The sequence below is a fragment of the Micromonospora sp. NPDC005252 genome (assembly GCF_042872475.1).
In the GTDB taxonomy this organism is placed as follows: Bacteria; Actinomycetota; Actinomycetes; order Mycobacteriales; family Micromonosporaceae; genus Micromonospora.
In genome coordinates this window covers 136487-152052 of record NZ_JBIAKN010000005.1, presented here as the reverse complement: position 1 = coordinate 152052, position 15566 = coordinate 136487, and the positions used below count along the sequence as shown (strand labels likewise).

Below are 15566 nucleotides of genomic sequence, written 5' to 3'. Positions count from 1 at the left end.
TTCGGCAGGGGCCCACCGGCGAGCCCGGTTCATCCGCCTGCCCGGCGTCCGGCCCCGCCGCAGACCACCAGCAGGAGGCGAAGTGAGCCAGGAAGTCCGGGGAGTCATCTCCCGCAGCAAGGGCGCACCGGTCGAGGTCACCACCATCGTGGTGCCCGACCCCGGCCCCGGTGAGGCGATCGTCCGGATCCAGTCCTGCGGGGTCTGCCACACCGATCTGCACTACCGCGAGGGTGGCATCAACGACGACTACCCGTTCCTGCTCGGGCACGAGGCGGCGGGAGTCGTCGAGCAGGTGGGGGAGGGCGTCACCGACGTCGCCCCGGGCGATTTCGTGGTGCTCAACTGGCGGGCGGTCTGTGGCGTCTGCCGGGCCTGCCGCCGGGGTCGGCCCTGGTACTGCTTCAACACCCACAACGCCGCGCAGCGGATGACGCTCACCGACGGCACCGAACTCACCCCGGCGCTGGGCATCGGCGCGTTCGCCGAGAAGACGCTGGTGCACGCCGGTCAGTGCACGAAGGTGAACCCGGCCGCGCGGCCGGCCGCGGTGGGCCTGCTCGGCTGCGGCGTGATGGCCGGGCTCGGCGCGGCGATGAACACCGGCAACGTGACCCGCGGCGACTCGGTAGCGGTGATCGGCTGCGGCGGCGTCGGGGACGCGGCCGTCGCCGGCGCGGCCCTCGCCGGCGCCACCACGATCGTCGCGGTGGACACCGACAGCCGCAAGCTCGACTGGGCCCGACAGTTCGGCGCGACGCACACCGTCAACGCCTCCGAGACCGACCCGGTCGAGGCCATCCGTGCCGCCACCGGCGGTTTCGGGGCCGACGTGGTGATCGACGCGGTGGGGCGACCGGAGACCTGGAAGCACGCCTTCTACGCCCGGGACCTGGCCGGCACGGTCGTGCTGGTCGGCGTTCCGACCCCGCAGATGCGGATCGAGCTGCCGCTGCTGGACGTCTTCGGGCGCGGCGGCGCCCTCAAGTCCAGCTGGTACGGCGACTGCCTGCCCAGCCGGGACTTCCCGATGCTCACCGAGCTGTACCTGCAGGGCCGTCTCGACCTGGACGCCTTCGTCACCGAGGAGATCGCTCTGGACCAGGTCGAGAACGCGTTCGACCGGATGCACCACGGCGACGTGCTCCGCTCGGTTGTGGTGTTCTGATGGCCGTCCGGGTCGACCACGCGGTCACCTCCGGCACGTTCTCGCTCGACGGGCAGACGTTCGAGGTGGACAACAACGTCTGGGTGATCGGCGACGACGACGAGTGCGTCATCCTCGACGCGCCACACGACGTGGCCGCGATCCTCGCGCTGGTGGGCGGTCGCCGGGTCCGGGCGATCCTGGCCACCCACGGGCACGACGACCACGTACGGGTGGCGCCCGAACTGGCCGAGGCCACCGGTGCTCCGGTACTGCTGCACGCCGCCGACCGGGTGCTCTGGGACCTGGTCCACCCCCACCTGCCGCCGCACGGTGAGCTGCGGGACGGGCAGAGCATCGAGGTGGCCGGCACCGCGCTGTGGGTACTGCACACCCCCGGGCACAGTCCCGGCGCGTGCAGCTTCTACGCCCCGGACCTGGGGACGGTGTTCACCGGCGACACCCTGTTCCAGGGAGGGCCGGGCGCGACCGGGCGCTCGTACAGCGACTTCGGCACCATCGTCGAGTCGATCCGCACCCGGCTGCTGACCCTGCCCGCGGAGACGGTCGTGCACACCGGGCACGGCGACGACACCACCATCGGCGCGGAGGCCCCGCACCTGCCGGAGTGGCTGGCGCGCGGGCACTGACGGCGGCTCAGCGCTCGTCGGCGGGGCCGAGCACCGGCTTGACGTCCAGGACGGGGGTGCCGTCGAGGGCCTCCAGGTCGGCCACCTCGACGCGCAGCCCGTCCACCGCCAGCACCCGCACCCGGTGCAGGCCGATCGGGTTGGGTCGGTGCGGGGAGCGGGTGCTGAACACGCCGGTGTGCGGGCGGGCCTCGTCGCCGCGCGGGTGCACGGCCAGCACGTCGCGCCGGGCGCGGTCCAACCAGGTCAGCACCAGCAGCTCCGCGCCGGCCGACAGGTCGGTCAGGGCCCGCTCGACCTGCCGGTCGAAGATCAGCCACGCCGTTGGCGCGCCCTCATCGCCCTGCCGGGGCGCGCTCGCCGCGTCGGTCAGCGGCGAGGCCACCCGACCGACCGGACGCAACACGTACGTGTCGTCGCCATACGTCTCGACCATCGTCGCTCCCTTCCGGACGGTGTCAGCCTAGGGCGTTGTTAGGATCCGCCGCATGACCGCCGAGCAGCACCCCGCACCCGTCGTCCGTCAGCTGCGCCTCGTGGTGGAGGCGGCCGACCACGAGGCCGCGGTGGCGTTCTACCGGGACGCCCTCGGCCTGCCCGAGGAGGCGGCGTTCACCGGTGACGGCGATGCCCGGGTGGTGATCCTGGACGCCGGTCGGGCCACCCTGGAGATCGCCAACCCGGCGCAGAAGCGCATGATCGACGACGTCGAGGTGGGCCGGCAGGTCGCGCCGCGCATCCGGGTGGCCTTCGAGGTGGACGACGCGCGGGCGACCACGGCTCGGCTGGTCGCCGCCGGGGCGAGCGAGATCGCCCCACCGACGCGTACGCCCTGGCAGTCGCTGAACTCCCGCCTGGACGCCCCGGCGGACCTGCAGATCACCGTCTTCGAGGATCTGGGCGCACCGCAGGAGCGCGCCGTGGACCCCGGACATGACGGCGACGTCTGAGCGACGGCTCCGCGCCGCACTCACCCCGGCACAGGCGGCTGCCCTCGCGTACGTGCGGTCGTCGGCGGTGGTCGATCGTCCGGCGGCGCTCGCCGCGATCGAACGGCACCTCGCCGCCGCCGACCTCGGCCACCGGCCGCAACGGCTGCTCGCCGCGGTAGCCCAACGTGGCCGGCTCACCGTCAACTTCCACCCCGATCGCCGGTGCGCCGACGGGCGTGACGTCGCGTCCGCGCTGGCCGAGGACGGGGTGTACCGCAGTCAGTTCGTCACCGGCATCTCCAACGGCGGGCTCACCGCGTACCCCGGGGGCGACCGCGACCGGTGGGAGCACCGGATGTTCGGCGGCGCGTACCAGGCGCCCGGGGTGGCGCCGGCGGACCGACCCACGTACGGCGGGATGAACCTGCTCGACCACGCGGACGGCGGCTGTCCCCGCTTCGGCTCCTGTCACCTGCGGCTGCGTCCGGCGGTGCTGGGCCGGGCGACCTTCTGCCTCGGCGACAGCCACCTCGGTCCGGGCGTGGTGGGCACGGCCGACGCCTTCGAGGCGGTGCTCGCCGGGCTGCTGGCCGGCGTGGCCGGCACGGGCGCGTGCCTCGGGCGGGCCGGGATGGACGTCGCCACCCTGGCCCGGACGCTGCTGGAGGCGCCGAGCACGCAGGCCACGGTCGGGCGCGCGCTCGACGACTACGTGGAGGCCCAGATCCACGGCCCTCTCGACCTCGCGCACGACGTCGAGGAACTGGTGGTGGACCCGTCCTTCGCCGGCACCCCGACCGGGGCGACGCTGGAATCGATCGCCCGGCGGTACGGTTTCCCGCTGCGGTGGCACCCCGGCTTCGCGCTGGCCGTCGACGAGGTCGACGCCGAGTTCCGGGGCCCCGCGATCCCGGTGCTGGCGGCACGCCTGCACCGGGAGTTCGCCCGCCCGGGCGCACCGGTGGACGCGGAGCTGATCGGTCGGGGCGCCGTCTCGGTGGTCACCGAACCCCAGCGGTGGGCGGACCGGGGCCCGGTCGCCGACACCCTGCAGCACCTCAAGCAGCTCTGGCACGTTCTCGTCCGGTTCGGCACGACCCACCCCGGCTGACCCGGTCCGGGCGGGCCGCGTCAATCGTCCCGTTTCGCCGCCCGGTGTGCCCGCCATCCGATTGTCGGAGTGACCGGGACCGCAGGCCGCCGCGGCTCGGGCATTTCCGGAATGACCGACACGTCAACCCGGTTGTGTCCCCCGTACCGCCGGAGCCCAAACCTTTCCGCGGTCATCTCTCCCGAGGAGCGTTCACCCCGGAGCGCTCCGCACGATCGAAAGGAACCATCGTGAAGGTCGACTTCACTCGATGGCTCCCCGCCATCGCTAAGGACTCGTACCGCAAGACCGCGCTGAGCGTGGTGGGTGTGGCTGCCCTCGGTGGTCTGGCGCTCGCGCCGACCGCGGCCGCCGCCCCGGTCACCTCCGGGCCGCACCAGGGCGCCGTCGCCGCCATCGACCTCGCCACCGGCAAGGCCGCCACCTCGGCCCAGCAGAAGGACCAGCCAGTCGAGTCCGGGCTGACCACCGGCTCCGCCACCGGCAAGCCGCCGGCCGGCAAGCCGAGCCGCGACAAATTGATCCCGCACGGCATCGAGGGCGCCCAGTCGCGCATCCCGCTCGACGACGCGCAGCTCGACAACGCCCGGGCGATCGTGGACGCCGCCAAGAAGACCGGCGTCGGCGACCGTGGCGCGGTGATCGGCGTCGCCACCTCGTTGCAGGAGTCGAAGCTCTACAACCTCGGCCACCTCGGCGCGTACAACGACCACGACTCGCAGGGCCTGTTCCAGCAGCGTCCGACGTCCGGTTGGGGCACGCCCGAGCAGATCACCGATCCGGAGTACGCCGCCACGGCGTTCTTCAGCGCGCTGAAGAACGTGGGCGGTTGGCAGGACCTGCCGCTGACCGCCGCCGCGCAGACCGTGCAGGTCTCCGCCTTCCCGTACGCGTACGCGCAGTGGGAGGAGCAGGCGGCGGACGTCGTCCAGCAGCTCTGGTGACACGACACGCACGCACACGCCGGCCGACTCCCCTCTCGGGAGCCGGCCGGCGCCGTCGTGTCCGGCTACCTCAGCAGGCCGCGTACAGGCGACGGGTGCCGACCCCGGCGGCGTACGCGGCCCGGTCGCTGAACCGGCAGCCGTAGTCGGGTCGGGCCACCACCGCCGGGTCGGTCACCGTGTCGCCGGCCGGGCGCTTGCCGGTGCGTACCCAGGACACCAGGTCGTCCCAGGCGGCGCCGGCCTCGGCCGGGCTGAACTCGCAGTGCTGCGCGGCCCGGATGGCCCGCTGCACCACCAGCCGGCTGCGACCGTGCCGCGCCACGTCGGTGGCGTACGCCTGCTCCATGCTGAACGGCACGAACATGTCGCCCAGGTCGTGCAGGCTGACCACGGGCGCGCTCGGCCGCCCGGCGATCTTCGGCACCTCGGTAAGCGTCGGCAGGAGTCGCTGCACGATGTTCTCCGGCGCCACCCGCTGCACCGACGAGTTGACGTCGACGGGGCTGTTCGGGCTGTAGCGGGTCAGCAGGTTGGTGGAGATCTGGCTGGGCCGCTGGGCGGGGGAGTCGCCGCCGTCGGTCACCGCGATGGAGAAGAGGAAGTCCTTCCAGACCGCGAAGGCCGCCTCCGCGCCGGGCCGTGGTCCGCCCGTACGGTTCACGGTGATGGCCCGCAACTGCTTGCCCCGGTCGGTGGTGGTGTCCGGCCCGGTGGGCGTGAGCCCCGCCAGCCCGAGCGCCACCTGGATGCGGGGCACCGCGTTGCTCAGGTAGTCGGCCGGCGTCGGGTAGGCCGGCACTCCGGCGAGGGCCTGCGCGACCAGGTTGTAGTCGAGATAGAAGTCCAGCAGCGTCTGGTCACCGAGCACGCCGCACATGGGCAGCGCCCCGTCGTAGTAGCCGGGGTACTGCTCCAGCGAGCGCCCGATGACGTACCCGCCCATCGACACCCCAGCCAGGTACGTACGGTGGGGCCTGCGCACGGTCCGTCCGAAGTGGTCGGCGAGGTCCCGCGTGCTCAGCACGCCGGAGCGGATGTCGAAGCCGTTGCGGTCGTACGACGACGACGCCCACGCGTACCCCTGGGCCAGCAGCCGCTGGCGCAACTCGAAGGCCGGCGGCTCCGGCGAGAGCACCGTGCCCTGGCCGCGGTAGCCGTGCGCCCACACCACCAGGTCGCCGTTCCATCGGGCGGGAACCTCGATGATGTACGCGGCGTGCCGGTGCACGCCCTGGCGTACCGTCGTCGGCTTGCCGGCCACCACCAGCGGCGCCAGCGGCGGATTCTGGAAGGTGTAGCCGGGCAGCGGCTGGTCGCCGGAGGGGTCGTGGCCGCCGGTGGAAGCGCCGGCGGTGCTCGGTGCGGCGGCGGTGGGTGCGGCGGCGGTGGGTGCGGCGTCGAACAGTCCGACGGCCAGGGTCAGTGTCGCGGTGGCGGCGATCAGGCGGCGCAGCCTACGAACGGGTACGGACAGCATCGATGCTCCCCATCGGACGGATGTCGCCTGCGGGGGCGACCAGGCGGGACGGTTGCCTACCGGCCGGTAGCGCCCTGAACCTAGGACTGCCGTCGACCGGAGTCAATGGCTGAGCTGACCGACCAGTCAGACGGTCGGTGCGGCCTGCCCGGACTGGCGCCCTGGCCGTGCGGTGCGTGTTCTGGCCGTGCGGTGCGTGTTCTGGCCGTGCGGTGCGTGTTCTGGCCGTGCGGTGCGTGTTCTGGCCGTGCGGTGCGTGTCCTGGCCGTGCGGTGTGTGTCCCGACCGTGCGGGCCGGGTGTGGGGCCGGTCGGGGCGGTCGGGTTGACTGGTCGCCGTGGACGACTCGATCTGGGCGGCGGCCCGGGCTGCGCGGAGCTGGCTGGACGCGGCGAACGGCACCGGGCAGACGGAACTGACCTGCCGCATCCTGAAGCTGACCGAGGAGGCCGGGGAGGCGTCAGCCGCCTGGATTGGTCTGCTCGGGCAGAATCCGCGCAAGGGTGTCACCCACACCCGCGAGGACGTGGCGGCCGAGTTGGCCGACGTGGTGTTCACCGCGCTCGTAGCCATCGAGAGTCTCGGACTCGACGCACAGACCGTTCTGGGGGCCTGTGCCGAAAAGGTCCGCTCTCGCCTGGAGGGCTGACGCCCTCCATGATCGGCACGGTGTCGGCGAGGTGGGTGTGTCCGGCTGGCCGGATGCCGCGATATCGCCGATCTGGAGTCGATCAGGCCGGCTGTCCGGTGTGACCGGTTGGGGTCGTGCCGGTTGGGTGGGATGTCCGTTTCTGGGGGCTGTTGGGGTGTGACCGGGTGTATCCGTGGGCTGGAATCGTGGCGGGCGGGGGGTCGTTACATACCCTGACGATCGCAGGACCACGGCCACCCGCCCCGCCCGCTCAACCGGGATGGGAATGGCCGGCCCGGCCGGGTCGTTGCAGACCCCCGGAACGACCGTGGGCTCCCCCCCGGGTCCGCTATTCGGCCCCGGTGGCCCGGGAATGACCCCGGCCCGACGGTCGTTACACACGGTCCCGGCGCCACGAGCCCCGCTCGTAGGCCGCCGCCCCCGGCGCCACGAGCGATCAGCCCGTAGGCCGCCCCCAAGCTTTCCCCGCTTGATAGTGCAGCGCCCGACGAGGTGCTCACACCCGCGGCACCGCTTCCCCCGGAACGGTGCGCTGGTGTTCCTACCCCCGAAGGAGCTACCCCCATGAACACGATCTTCCGTAAGAGCATGCTGTCCGTTGCTGGTCTCGCGTTCGCCGGTGGTGTCTTCGCCGGCCCGATCGCCGCCCACGCCAACCCCGCCGCCGATGCGAAGCCCGTCGCGGCCGTGCAGACGGTGTCGAAGCCGCAGGGCGACCAGTCGCACATCAGCCTGAACGACGAGCAGACCGCCAACGCCAAGGCGATCATCGCCGCCACGAAGAAGGCCGGCCTGCCCGAACGCGCCGCGGTCATCTCGATCGCCACGAGCCTGCAGGAATCGAAGCTGGACAACCTCGGCCACCTCGGCGACATGAACGACCACGACTCGCTGGGCCTGTTCCAGCAGCGCCCCTCCTCCGGTTGGGGCACCCCGGAGCAGATCACCAACCCCGAGTACTCCACCACCGCGTTCCTCAAGGGCCTGCGTCAGGTTGACGGCTGGCAGGACATGCCCCTGACCCAGGCCGCCCAGACCGTACAGGTCTCCGCCTACCCGGACGCCTACGCCCAGTGGGAGCAGCAGGCCACCGACCTGGTCGCCCAGCACTGGAACAGCTGACCCACCGCACGACCCGACCGACTGGCCGGCACCCGAACCCGGGTGCCGGCCATCGGCATATCCAGCCCCCGCTCATTGACCTGGCCGCCATCCAAGCTGGGTGCCGGCCAGCGGCATACCCAACCCCCGCTCATTGACCTGGCCGCCACCCGGAGTCGGGTGCCGGCCAGCGGCGTACTAATCCCCGGCTCATTGACCTGGCAGCGATCCAAGCTGGGTGCCGGCCAGCGGCGTACCCGGCCATCGCTCACTGACCTGGCCGCCACCCGGAGTTGGGTGCCGGCTAGCGGCATAACCAGCCCCGCCGAGTGACCGGCTGACCCCTCACATCCACGGGCGCAGCCCGCCGAACGGCATTGTCGGCCCGTGTGACGGTGAATCTTGGACAGTTTCCGTTCGGCCCTAACGGAAACTGTCCAAGATTCACTGACGCGACGTAGCGGAGCGGCGTGGTCGGCGCGGAGTGATCCGATGGGCCGGCGGGTACGTACCTCCCGGCGGGGACCGGCGGAAGGGCATAGGCATGGCCGCAGTGGGTGACGGCATCGAGCACCAGGCAGAACACGATCCGGGGCAGCAACCAACTAACCCGGCGGCGCCGCACCCGGCGGCGCCGCACCCGGCCGCAGATCAGCCGGAGCGCGCGGGCCGCCCGGCCCGGCCCGGCTCCGGGCCGGGGCACCGGTCGGAGGCGGAGCCGGGACCAGTGGGTGCCGAAGCGACACCGGTGCGCTGGTCGGTCGGTGCTCGGCTGCTGGTGGCCGCCGCGGCGGTGATGCTGGTTCTCGGCGCCGCGGCGGTGGTGGTCATCGTCGCCGACCCTTACCGCCTCGGCCAGGCATACTCCGGCGCACCCGACGGCGCCCGGCCCGACGGCGCCCGGCCCGACGGCGCCCGGTCCGACCGCGCCCGGTCCGACGGCGCCCGGTCCGACGGCGCCCGGTCCGACGGCGCCCGGCCGGGTGCGGCTGCGGCTGCGGCCGCCGAGCAGACGATGACGACGCCGCTGGCGGGGCGGCAGAAGGCCACCTTCGTACTGGCGGACGGGTTGTCCTCGTTCGACCTTCGGGTGGCCGACCTGGGCGACGACCTCTACCGAATCAGCAGCCCGGCCGACTCGGGTGTGGCCGTCCGTCCAGTGGTGCAGGGTGAGACCGTCCGGCTAGGCGTGGTGGCCACCGGCACGTCCGAGAAGCGGGCCGCGCGGGTGCTGCTCAGCGAGCGGGTCGCCTGGCGTCTGCACCTGGAGGGCGGGGTGGGCGAACAGGTGCTCGACCTGGCGCAGGCACGACTTCTGGGCGTGGATCTCGTCGGCGGCTCCGCCCGCACCGATCTCATCCTGCCGCCGATGAACGGCGGCACGACGACCGTGCGGCTGACCGGTGGAGTCAACCAGTTCGACATCCGGGTGCCGGGCACACCACCGGTACGGGTGCGGGTGGGAGCGGGGGCCGGTTCGGTCGCGGTCCGCGACGAGCGCTGGGCCGGGGTCGCCGCTGGCGCGCTGTTGAGTACGCCGGGGTGGGACCGCTCAACCGACCGGCTCTTCCTTGACCTGGTGGCAGGCGCCGGCACCGTGACGGTGACCGAGTCCCGGTGACCGGCCCACGACTAGGACGCCGACCAGGTTCGTCGGGCGTCGAGCCGGCGACCTCGGGTGCTGGCCGGGGCCGTCGGCGTCGGGCCGGCGACGTCGGGTGTGGGGTCGGGGCCGTCGGGCAGCGGCCAAGAGCGGGCAGCGGCCAAGAGCGGGCAGCGGCCAGGAGCGGGCAGCGGCCAGGAGCGGGCAGCGGCCAGGAGCGGGCAGCGGCCAGAGACGGAGACGCGGGCCGGTGTCGCCGGGGAGTGAGCCCGGCGCCGGGCGGTCGTGTAGGACGCCGACCGGCCCACCCGCGACGTGCTGGGTCGGAGGTTCACCCCTGGCGGGAAGCGCCGCAGCCCGGGGAGGGCGCGAGCGTACAGTCGGGCGGTGGAGCGTACCGAATCGATGCCGGCACAGACCCGACCGCCCGGCGTGGCCGACGTCGATCCCGGCAGCGTGCTGCTGCCGGGCCACGATGTGCCACTGGGGCGGTACACGACCGTTCGGCGGTTGTTGCCGCAGCGGCCTCGGCGGATGGTCGGCGCGTGGTGCTTCGTGGACCATTTTGGCCCGGACGACGTGGCGCAGCGGCCCGGCATGGAGGTGCCACCGCACCCGCACACGGGCCTGCAGACGGTGACCTGGCTGCTCGACGGCGAGATCATTCACCGGGACAGCCTCGGCAACGTCCAGGCGATCCGGCCCGGCCAGCTGAACGTGATGACCTCCGGGCACGGCATCGCCCACTCGGAGCGGTCGCCGGCCACGCACCCGCCGGTCATGCACGGTGTGCAGCTCTGGGTGGCGCTGCCGGACCCTGCGCGGGCCGGTGGCGCCGACTTCGCGCACCACGCCGACCTGCCACGCTGGCGGGAGGGCGACGTGGACGCGACCCTGCTGGTCGGCGAGTTCGCCGGCCAGCGTTCCCCGGCGGTGGTGCACACCCCGCTGGTGGGCGTGCAGCTCGAGCTGGGCGGGGCGGCGCCGACCACGCTGCCGTTGCGGCCCGACTTCGAGTACGCCCTGCTGGCGATGTCCGGCTCCGCCGAGGCCGCCGGGGTGGGTTTCGAGCCAGGCGCGTTGCTCTACCTGGGTTCGGGTCGACGCGAGGTGACCGTGCGCGGCGGGGCGGGTGCCCGGCTGTTGCTGCTGGGGGGTACGCCGTTCGAGGAGCCGCTGGTCATGTGGTGGAACTTCGTGGGCCGCTCGCACGAGGAGGTCGCCGCCGCTCGGGAGGACTGGATGGCCGGCCGGCGTTTCGGCGTGGTGGCCGACGATGCGGCGTCGCCGCTGCCGGCACCCGCCCTGCCCACCACCCGGCTCAAGGCCCGCGACCGCACCGGCGGCCTGCACGGCTGACCGGCCCGAGACACCGGACCGGCGCGCGCCGAACCATGAGCGCGCCGGGCCGACGTGCCCCGGACCATGAGGCCCGCCGGGCCAAGAAGCGCCGGGGCTGGGGCAGGCTGGGGTCGGCGGTTGGCCGACGGTGGCGTGGGTAGTCGCCGGCATGGCGACCACTCTGATCACGCCCGTCGAGGACCGCAAACGCCTGGCCCGCCGGCTGGCCGGCAGCGGACGAGGCTTCGCCGAGCAGTACGGCTTCCGCGTGACCAACAATCCGGCGAGCCTGTTCCAGGTGCTCTACCTCGCGGTACTGCTCGCCCGCCGGGGTGACTTTCGTCGGGCGCTGGACGGCGCGCGGGCGCTGCGCGACGAGGGGTGGGACAGCGCCGCCCGGCTGGCCAGGTCGCTGCACCAGGACCGGGTGCGGGTGCTGCGCGACAGTGGTCAGCGCGGTGACGTCGACGCGTTGGCCGACGTGCTGGGCGATCTGGCCCGGACGGTCGTCGAGCGGTACCGGGGCGACCTGCGCCGGTTGCGCGCGGTCGCGCACCACGAGCCGGCTGCCGAGCGTGCGCTCCTCGCCGACCTGCCCGGGGTGGACGACCAGGTCGTCGACCTGTTTCTGCGCGAGGCGCAGGCGTTGTGGCGGGAGGTCGCCCCGGTGGCGGACCGGCGGGCGCTGGCGGCGGCCCGACGGCTCGGGCTGGGCCGCTCGGCGGATGACCTGGCCGGCTTGGCCAGCGGCGAGTCGGAGCGGCTGGCGTGGCTGGTGGGAGCGCTGGCCCGGGTCGATCTGGAGCACCGGTACGCGGAACTGACCGGCCGTCCCTGACGTGCCCTGGCCCACACTTCGGCCAAAACTGACCGTACGGAGGATGGTCTGTCGTATGGTTGTACCCGGCAATGCTGCCCGCTCGGTTCGAGCGGGCATCCACCGCCGGGTGACCGCGACCGGTTCGGACGCGGTTCACCGCCTGGGCAGGTTTGCGTGGCGCCCCCGGTCGCGGTTCGCGGCCAAGGGGCGCCCGCCTGTCCCGGCGAGCCGCCGCCCGTGAAGCAGCCGGGCACGAGCCGCCCGCCCGGGACGCAGCCGGGCGCGAGCGCTCAGTGCGCCAGCCCCGCCAGCAGGTTCACCGTGACGCCGATGACGAACGCGCCGAACAGGTACGACAACAACGCGTGCCGCAGCACCGTCCGGCGCATCTCGTTGCTGGTCAGGTTGGTGTCGGAGACCTGGAACGTCGTCCCGACGGTGAACGCCACGTACGCGAAGTCCGAGTAGCGGGGCGGCTCGCTCTGGTTGAAGTTCACCCCGCCGTCCGGGCCCGTGTAGTAGATCCGGGCGTAGCGGGCGGTGAAGACGGTGTGGACGACCAGCCAGGACAGCACCACGCTGAGGACGCCCAGCACGCCGTACAGGTCGCGGTGTACGCCGGGTGGCGCGGCGTGCGCGCTGGCGAGGACCAGCCCGACGGCCAGCAGGCTGGCGAGGCACGCGATGAGCAGCACCACGTCCCGGGTGGCCCGGTTGGGGTCCTCGTACACGGCGAGGCGGGCGGTGCGGGTGGCGTCCATCGGCCAGAGTTTGCGCCACACCAGCACCAGCCAGCTCAGCGCGGCGACGTCCCAGCCGGCCAGCGGGGCGAGCGACGGCGACAGCGCCAGGGCGAAAACGCCGCCGACGATGACGCCGACCACCGCCACAACGACGAGTTGCACCGCCGCCGGGGTGTGCCCGTCCGGCGGGCGGGACAGCGGGCCGGTGCCAGTCATCCGCGCCGTCCGCGCGTTACGACGGACGCCACCACCGCCGGGTCAGATGCCGCGCAGATGCTGCGACACCCGGTTGTGCTTCTTGTCCCGGGCCTGCGCGGCGCGTTGCGAGGGGCTCACCTCGGGGGCGGCCTCGATGCCGGCGGACCGGGCCACCTCGGTGCCGTTGGCGTAGTCGACGGGCGGCAGGGCGCGCAGTGCCTTGAGCACGTCCGGCGGGGCGCCCTCCCGTTCGGCCTCGCGGACCACGTCGTTCTTCTCGGCCGGGTAGTCCAGGCTCGACAGGTACTGCAGGACGTCCGCGTAGCTCGCCATGTCTGGGGCTCCCTCGGGGCATCGATGTGGTCACGACCGGCGGCGGTTACCCGCCCGCCGCCTCGTCACGCCCGGGTCGGCGGAGGAAATCGCCCGGGTCGCCGCAGGAAATCCGGCGCCGTTTCCACCACGGCACCGCGGGTACCCGCAGGCGGCGCCGACAAGCCCGAGGGAGTACGCGATGCAATACGACACCTTCGTCGACCTGGTTTCCCAGCGCACCCGGACGTCGTCCGAGCAGGCGGTCGAGCTGACCCGGGCCGTGCTGGAGACGTTCGCCGAGCGGCTGACCGGCGGTGAGGTGCTGGACCTGGCCGCGCAGCTTCCGCAGCCGCTGCAACTGGTGCTCAAGCCCAGCCCGAGCACCGAGCAGGCGGACCGGTTCGGAGCGGCCGAGTTCGTGGCGCGGGTCGCGCTGCGCGCGCAGGTGCAGGAGCCGGCCGCGCGGGACGCCGTCCGGGCGGTGTTCACCACCCTGCGCGAGGCGATCACCGGCGGGGAGTTCGACGACGTGGCGACCCAGTTGCCGCGCGACTACCGGGGCCTCGTGGAGCAGGCGATGGCGCCGGGTGCGACGCTGCGCCGCGCCTGACGGTGGAACTCCGACCGGGGACGCACAGCGGTTGGCCAGGGCAACGATCGACGTCCGGCTTGGCGTGTCGGTCGGCCCTGGCCTAACCTTGTCGTGCGAGGGGAGTACTTCCCACGAACCATTCCGGTCAGTACGGCACGCCCGGCGTGCCTCGGGTGGTTGCCCATCTCCGATGGGTGAAGGAGACCTCGAACATGACACGGTGTTCGAGGAGACCCCATGACCGAATTGTCATACCTGGCCGCAGCGAGTGACCTGTCGTCGGTGGGCACGCCCACGCTCTGGGCGCTGACCATCGCCGGCGTGGTGCTGCTGCTGGTGCTGGACTTCCTGGTGACGCGCAAGCCGCACGAGGTGTCCATGCGGGAGGCGATCGGTTGGTCGGCGTTCTACGTCGCGCTGCCGCTCGCGTTCGGCGGCTGGGTGTGGTCCCGTTACGGCTCCGAGCAGGGCGTGCAGTACCTGACCGGTTACCTCGTCGAGAAGTCCCTCTCGGTCGACAACCTCTTCGTCTTCATGCTGCTGCTGGCCGCGTTCGCGGTGCCGGCCGTGCTCGCCCAGCGGGTGCTGCTCTACGGCATCGCCGGCGCTCTGGTGCTGCGGGCGGTCTTCATCGCCCTGGGCGCGGCGGCCCTGCAGACCCTCGACTTCGCGTTCCTGCTCTTCGCGATCATCCTCATCGCCACCGCGGTGAAGCTGCTGCGCGACGCCCTCTCCGGGCATCAGCAGGAAGTCGACATCAACAAGATGCGCTCGGTGAAGCTGCTGCGCAAGATCATGCCGGTGGTCGACGAGTACCACGGCACCCGGATGACCGTGCGGCAGGGCGCGAAGCGGGCACTCACGCCGTTCGCCCTGGTGGTGGTCGCAGTGCTGGCCACCGACGTGGTCTTCGCCGTCGACTCGGTGCCGGCGGTGTACGGCATCACCGAGGACCCGTACCTGGTCTTCGCCACCAACGCGTTCGCCCTGCTCGGCCTGCGGGCGCTCTACTTCGTGCTGCACGCGGCGCTGAGCCGGCTGGTGCACCTCAGCTACGGCCTGGCGATCATCCTGGCGTTCATCGGCCTCAAGCTGGGTCTGCACTGGGCGCACGGCATCTGGGCCGGCGTGCCGCAGATCCCCACCCTGGCCTCGCTCGGCGTGATCATCGGCGTGCTGGTGGTGGTGACCCTGACCAGCCTTCGCGCCACCCGGGGCGGCACGCCCGAGCAGCGCGAGGTCGTCACGGAGCGGCACTGACCGCGCCGCGCCGGGTCGACGAGGGCGTACGCGGGAAAGCTCCCGCCCCGGCCGGCCCGGGTGGTACGACTGTGCAATGGGAATCGTGTCACCGGCCTTTCAGGGCCGGCCCCGCTCACAGGAGCCGGCCCTGCCACCCGGTCAGTACCTGACCGAGGACTTTCCGGTGCTGTCGGCCGGCCCGACACCCCGGGTCTCCCTGGACACCTGGGAGTTCGTCATCGCCGCCGAGAACGGCACCGAGTACCGGTGGTCGTGGCAGGAGCTGATGGCGCTTCCGCAGGAGACCGCGATGGTCGACATCCACTGCGTCACCCACTGGTCGAAGCTCGGCACCACCTGGCAGGGCGTCTCCGTGGACACCCTGCTCGACGGCGTGGACACCGGCGCGCACTTCGCGCTCGCCCACTCGTACGGCGGGTACACCACCAACCTGCCGCTGGACGACCTGCGCGGCGGCCGGGCCTGGGTGGCGCACACCTTCGACGGCGCGCCGCTGCCGGCCGAGCACGGCGGCCCGGCCCGGCTGCTGGTGCCGCACCTGTACTTCTGGAAGTCCGCCAAGTGGGTGCGCGGCATCCGACTCAAGACAATGGACGAACCGGGGTTCTGGGAGACGGCCGGCTACCACGACTACGGCGACCCGTGGCGCGAACAGCGGTACCAGGGTGACTGAG

Annotated in this window: 17 protein-coding genes; 13 read left to right on the top strand and 4 right to left on the bottom strand. The window is 72.7% G+C overall.

The features are described from left to right. The first annotated feature begins 82 nt into the window (after positions 1–82). Positions 83–1168, top strand: a complete 1086-nt coding sequence (locus ACFYPH_RS16790; protein WP_355068317.1) for an S-(hydroxymethyl)mycothiol dehydrogenase — start codon at positions 83–85, stop codon at positions 1166–1168. Beyond that, positions 1168–1797, top strand: a complete 630-nt coding sequence (locus ACFYPH_RS16785; protein WP_387182592.1) for an MBL fold metallo-hydrolase — start codon at positions 1168–1170, stop codon at positions 1795–1797. The genes ACFYPH_RS16790 and ACFYPH_RS16785 overlap by 1 nt, the downstream gene beginning before the upstream one ends. A gap of 7 nt (positions 1798–1804) precedes the next feature. On the opposite strand, the gene tsaA is transcribed toward ACFYPH_RS16785, so the two are convergent. Then, the gene (tsaA, locus tag ACFYPH_RS16780) at positions 1805–2233 is read right to left on the bottom strand and encodes a tRNA (N6-threonylcarbamoyladenosine(37)-N6)-methyltransferase TrmO (RefSeq protein ID WP_387182589.1); all 429 of its coding nucleotides are present in this window, start codon (positions 2231–2233) and stop codon (positions 1805–1807) included. Positions 2234–2285: 52 nt separating this feature from the next. On the opposite strand from tsaA, the gene ACFYPH_RS16775 reads away from it, so the two are divergent. The 3 genes from ACFYPH_RS16775 (at position 2286) to ACFYPH_RS16765 (ending at position 4784) form a co-directional block, all read left to right on the top strand. Next, positions 2286–2747, top strand: coding sequence for a VOC family protein (locus ACFYPH_RS16775; RefSeq protein ID WP_387182586.1), 462 nt, complete (start codon positions 2286–2288; stop codon positions 2745–2747). Next, entirely contained in the window at positions 2731–3840 is a 1110-nt protein-coding gene (locus tag ACFYPH_RS16770) for a DUF3626 domain-containing protein (protein WP_387182584.1), read from the top strand. Before ACFYPH_RS16775 ends, ACFYPH_RS16770 begins: the two co-directional genes overlap by 17 nt. A gap of 230 nt (positions 3841–4070) precedes the next feature. After that, positions 4071–4784: a hypothetical protein gene (locus tag ACFYPH_RS16765; protein ID WP_387182581.1), complete on the top strand. Its 714-nt coding sequence runs from the start codon at positions 4071–4073 to the stop codon at positions 4782–4784. Between the two features lie 70 nt (positions 4785–4854). Here the strand turns inward: ACFYPH_RS16765 and ACFYPH_RS16760 are convergent, their stop codons facing one another. Next, positions 4855–6264: a hypothetical protein gene (locus ACFYPH_RS16760; protein WP_354863356.1), complete on the bottom strand. Its 1410-nt coding sequence runs from the start codon at positions 6262–6264 to the stop codon at positions 4855–4857. 337 nt (positions 6265–6601) lie between these two features. Between ACFYPH_RS16760 and ACFYPH_RS16755 the strand changes: the two genes are divergently transcribed. The 5 genes from ACFYPH_RS16755 (at position 6602) to ACFYPH_RS16735 (ending at position 11799) form a co-directional block, all read left to right on the top strand. Continuing rightward, complete coding sequence (locus ACFYPH_RS16755) at positions 6602–6913, top strand: MazG-like family protein (protein ID WP_354863357.1); 312 nt, start codon at positions 6602–6604, stop codon at positions 6911–6913. Positions 6914–7480: 567 nt separating this feature from the next. Continuing rightward, the gene (locus tag ACFYPH_RS16750; RefSeq protein ID WP_387182577.1) at positions 7481–8038 is read left to right on the top strand and encodes a hypothetical protein; all 558 of its coding nucleotides are present in this window, start codon (positions 7481–7483) and stop codon (positions 8036–8038) included. Positions 8039–8561: 523 nt separating this feature from the next. Continuing rightward, entirely contained in the window at positions 8562–9638 is a 1077-nt protein-coding gene (locus tag ACFYPH_RS16745) for a hypothetical protein (protein WP_387182574.1), read from the top strand. Between the two features lie 369 nt (positions 9639–10007). Further along, positions 10008–10979: a pirin family protein gene (locus tag ACFYPH_RS16740; protein WP_387182571.1), complete on the top strand. Its 972-nt coding sequence runs from the start codon at positions 10008–10010 to the stop codon at positions 10977–10979. A 151-nt stretch (positions 10980–11130) separates the two neighbouring features. Then, complete coding sequence (locus ACFYPH_RS16735; protein ID WP_355136935.1) at positions 11131–11799, top strand: hypothetical protein; 669 nt, start codon at positions 11131–11133, stop codon at positions 11797–11799. A gap of 272 nt (positions 11800–12071) precedes the next feature. Here ACFYPH_RS16735 and ACFYPH_RS16730 read toward each other — a convergent pair whose 3' ends face one another. Continuing rightward, complete coding sequence (locus ACFYPH_RS16730) at positions 12072–12740, bottom strand: DUF1345 domain-containing protein (RefSeq protein WP_355069135.1); 669 nt, start codon at positions 12738–12740, stop codon at positions 12072–12074. A gap of 42 nt (positions 12741–12782) precedes the next feature. Continuing rightward, on the bottom strand, positions 12783–13055 hold the full coding sequence (locus tag ACFYPH_RS16725) for a DUF2795 domain-containing protein (RefSeq protein ID WP_354862647.1): 273 nt from the start codon (positions 13053–13055) through the stop codon (positions 12783–12785). A gap of 181 nt (positions 13056–13236) precedes the next feature. Between ACFYPH_RS16725 and ACFYPH_RS16720 the strand changes: the two genes are divergently transcribed. From ACFYPH_RS16720 to ACFYPH_RS16710, 3 genes are all read left to right on the top strand, one after another. Beyond that, positions 13237–13647: a DUF2267 domain-containing protein gene (locus ACFYPH_RS16720; protein WP_354862649.1), complete on the top strand. Its 411-nt coding sequence runs from the start codon at positions 13237–13239 to the stop codon at positions 13645–13647. Between the two features lie 219 nt (positions 13648–13866). Next, positions 13867–14889 (top strand): TerC/Alx family metal homeostasis membrane protein, encoded by a 1023-nt coding sequence (locus ACFYPH_RS16715; RefSeq protein WP_355069134.1) that lies wholly within the window; start codon positions 13867–13869, stop codon positions 14887–14889. A 76-nt stretch (positions 14890–14965) separates the two neighbouring features. Next, complete coding sequence (locus ACFYPH_RS16710; RefSeq protein ID WP_387182566.1) at positions 14966–15565, top strand: sulfite oxidase-like oxidoreductase; 600 nt, start codon at positions 14966–14968, stop codon at positions 15563–15565. The last annotated feature ends 1 nt before the right edge of the window (position 15566 follow it).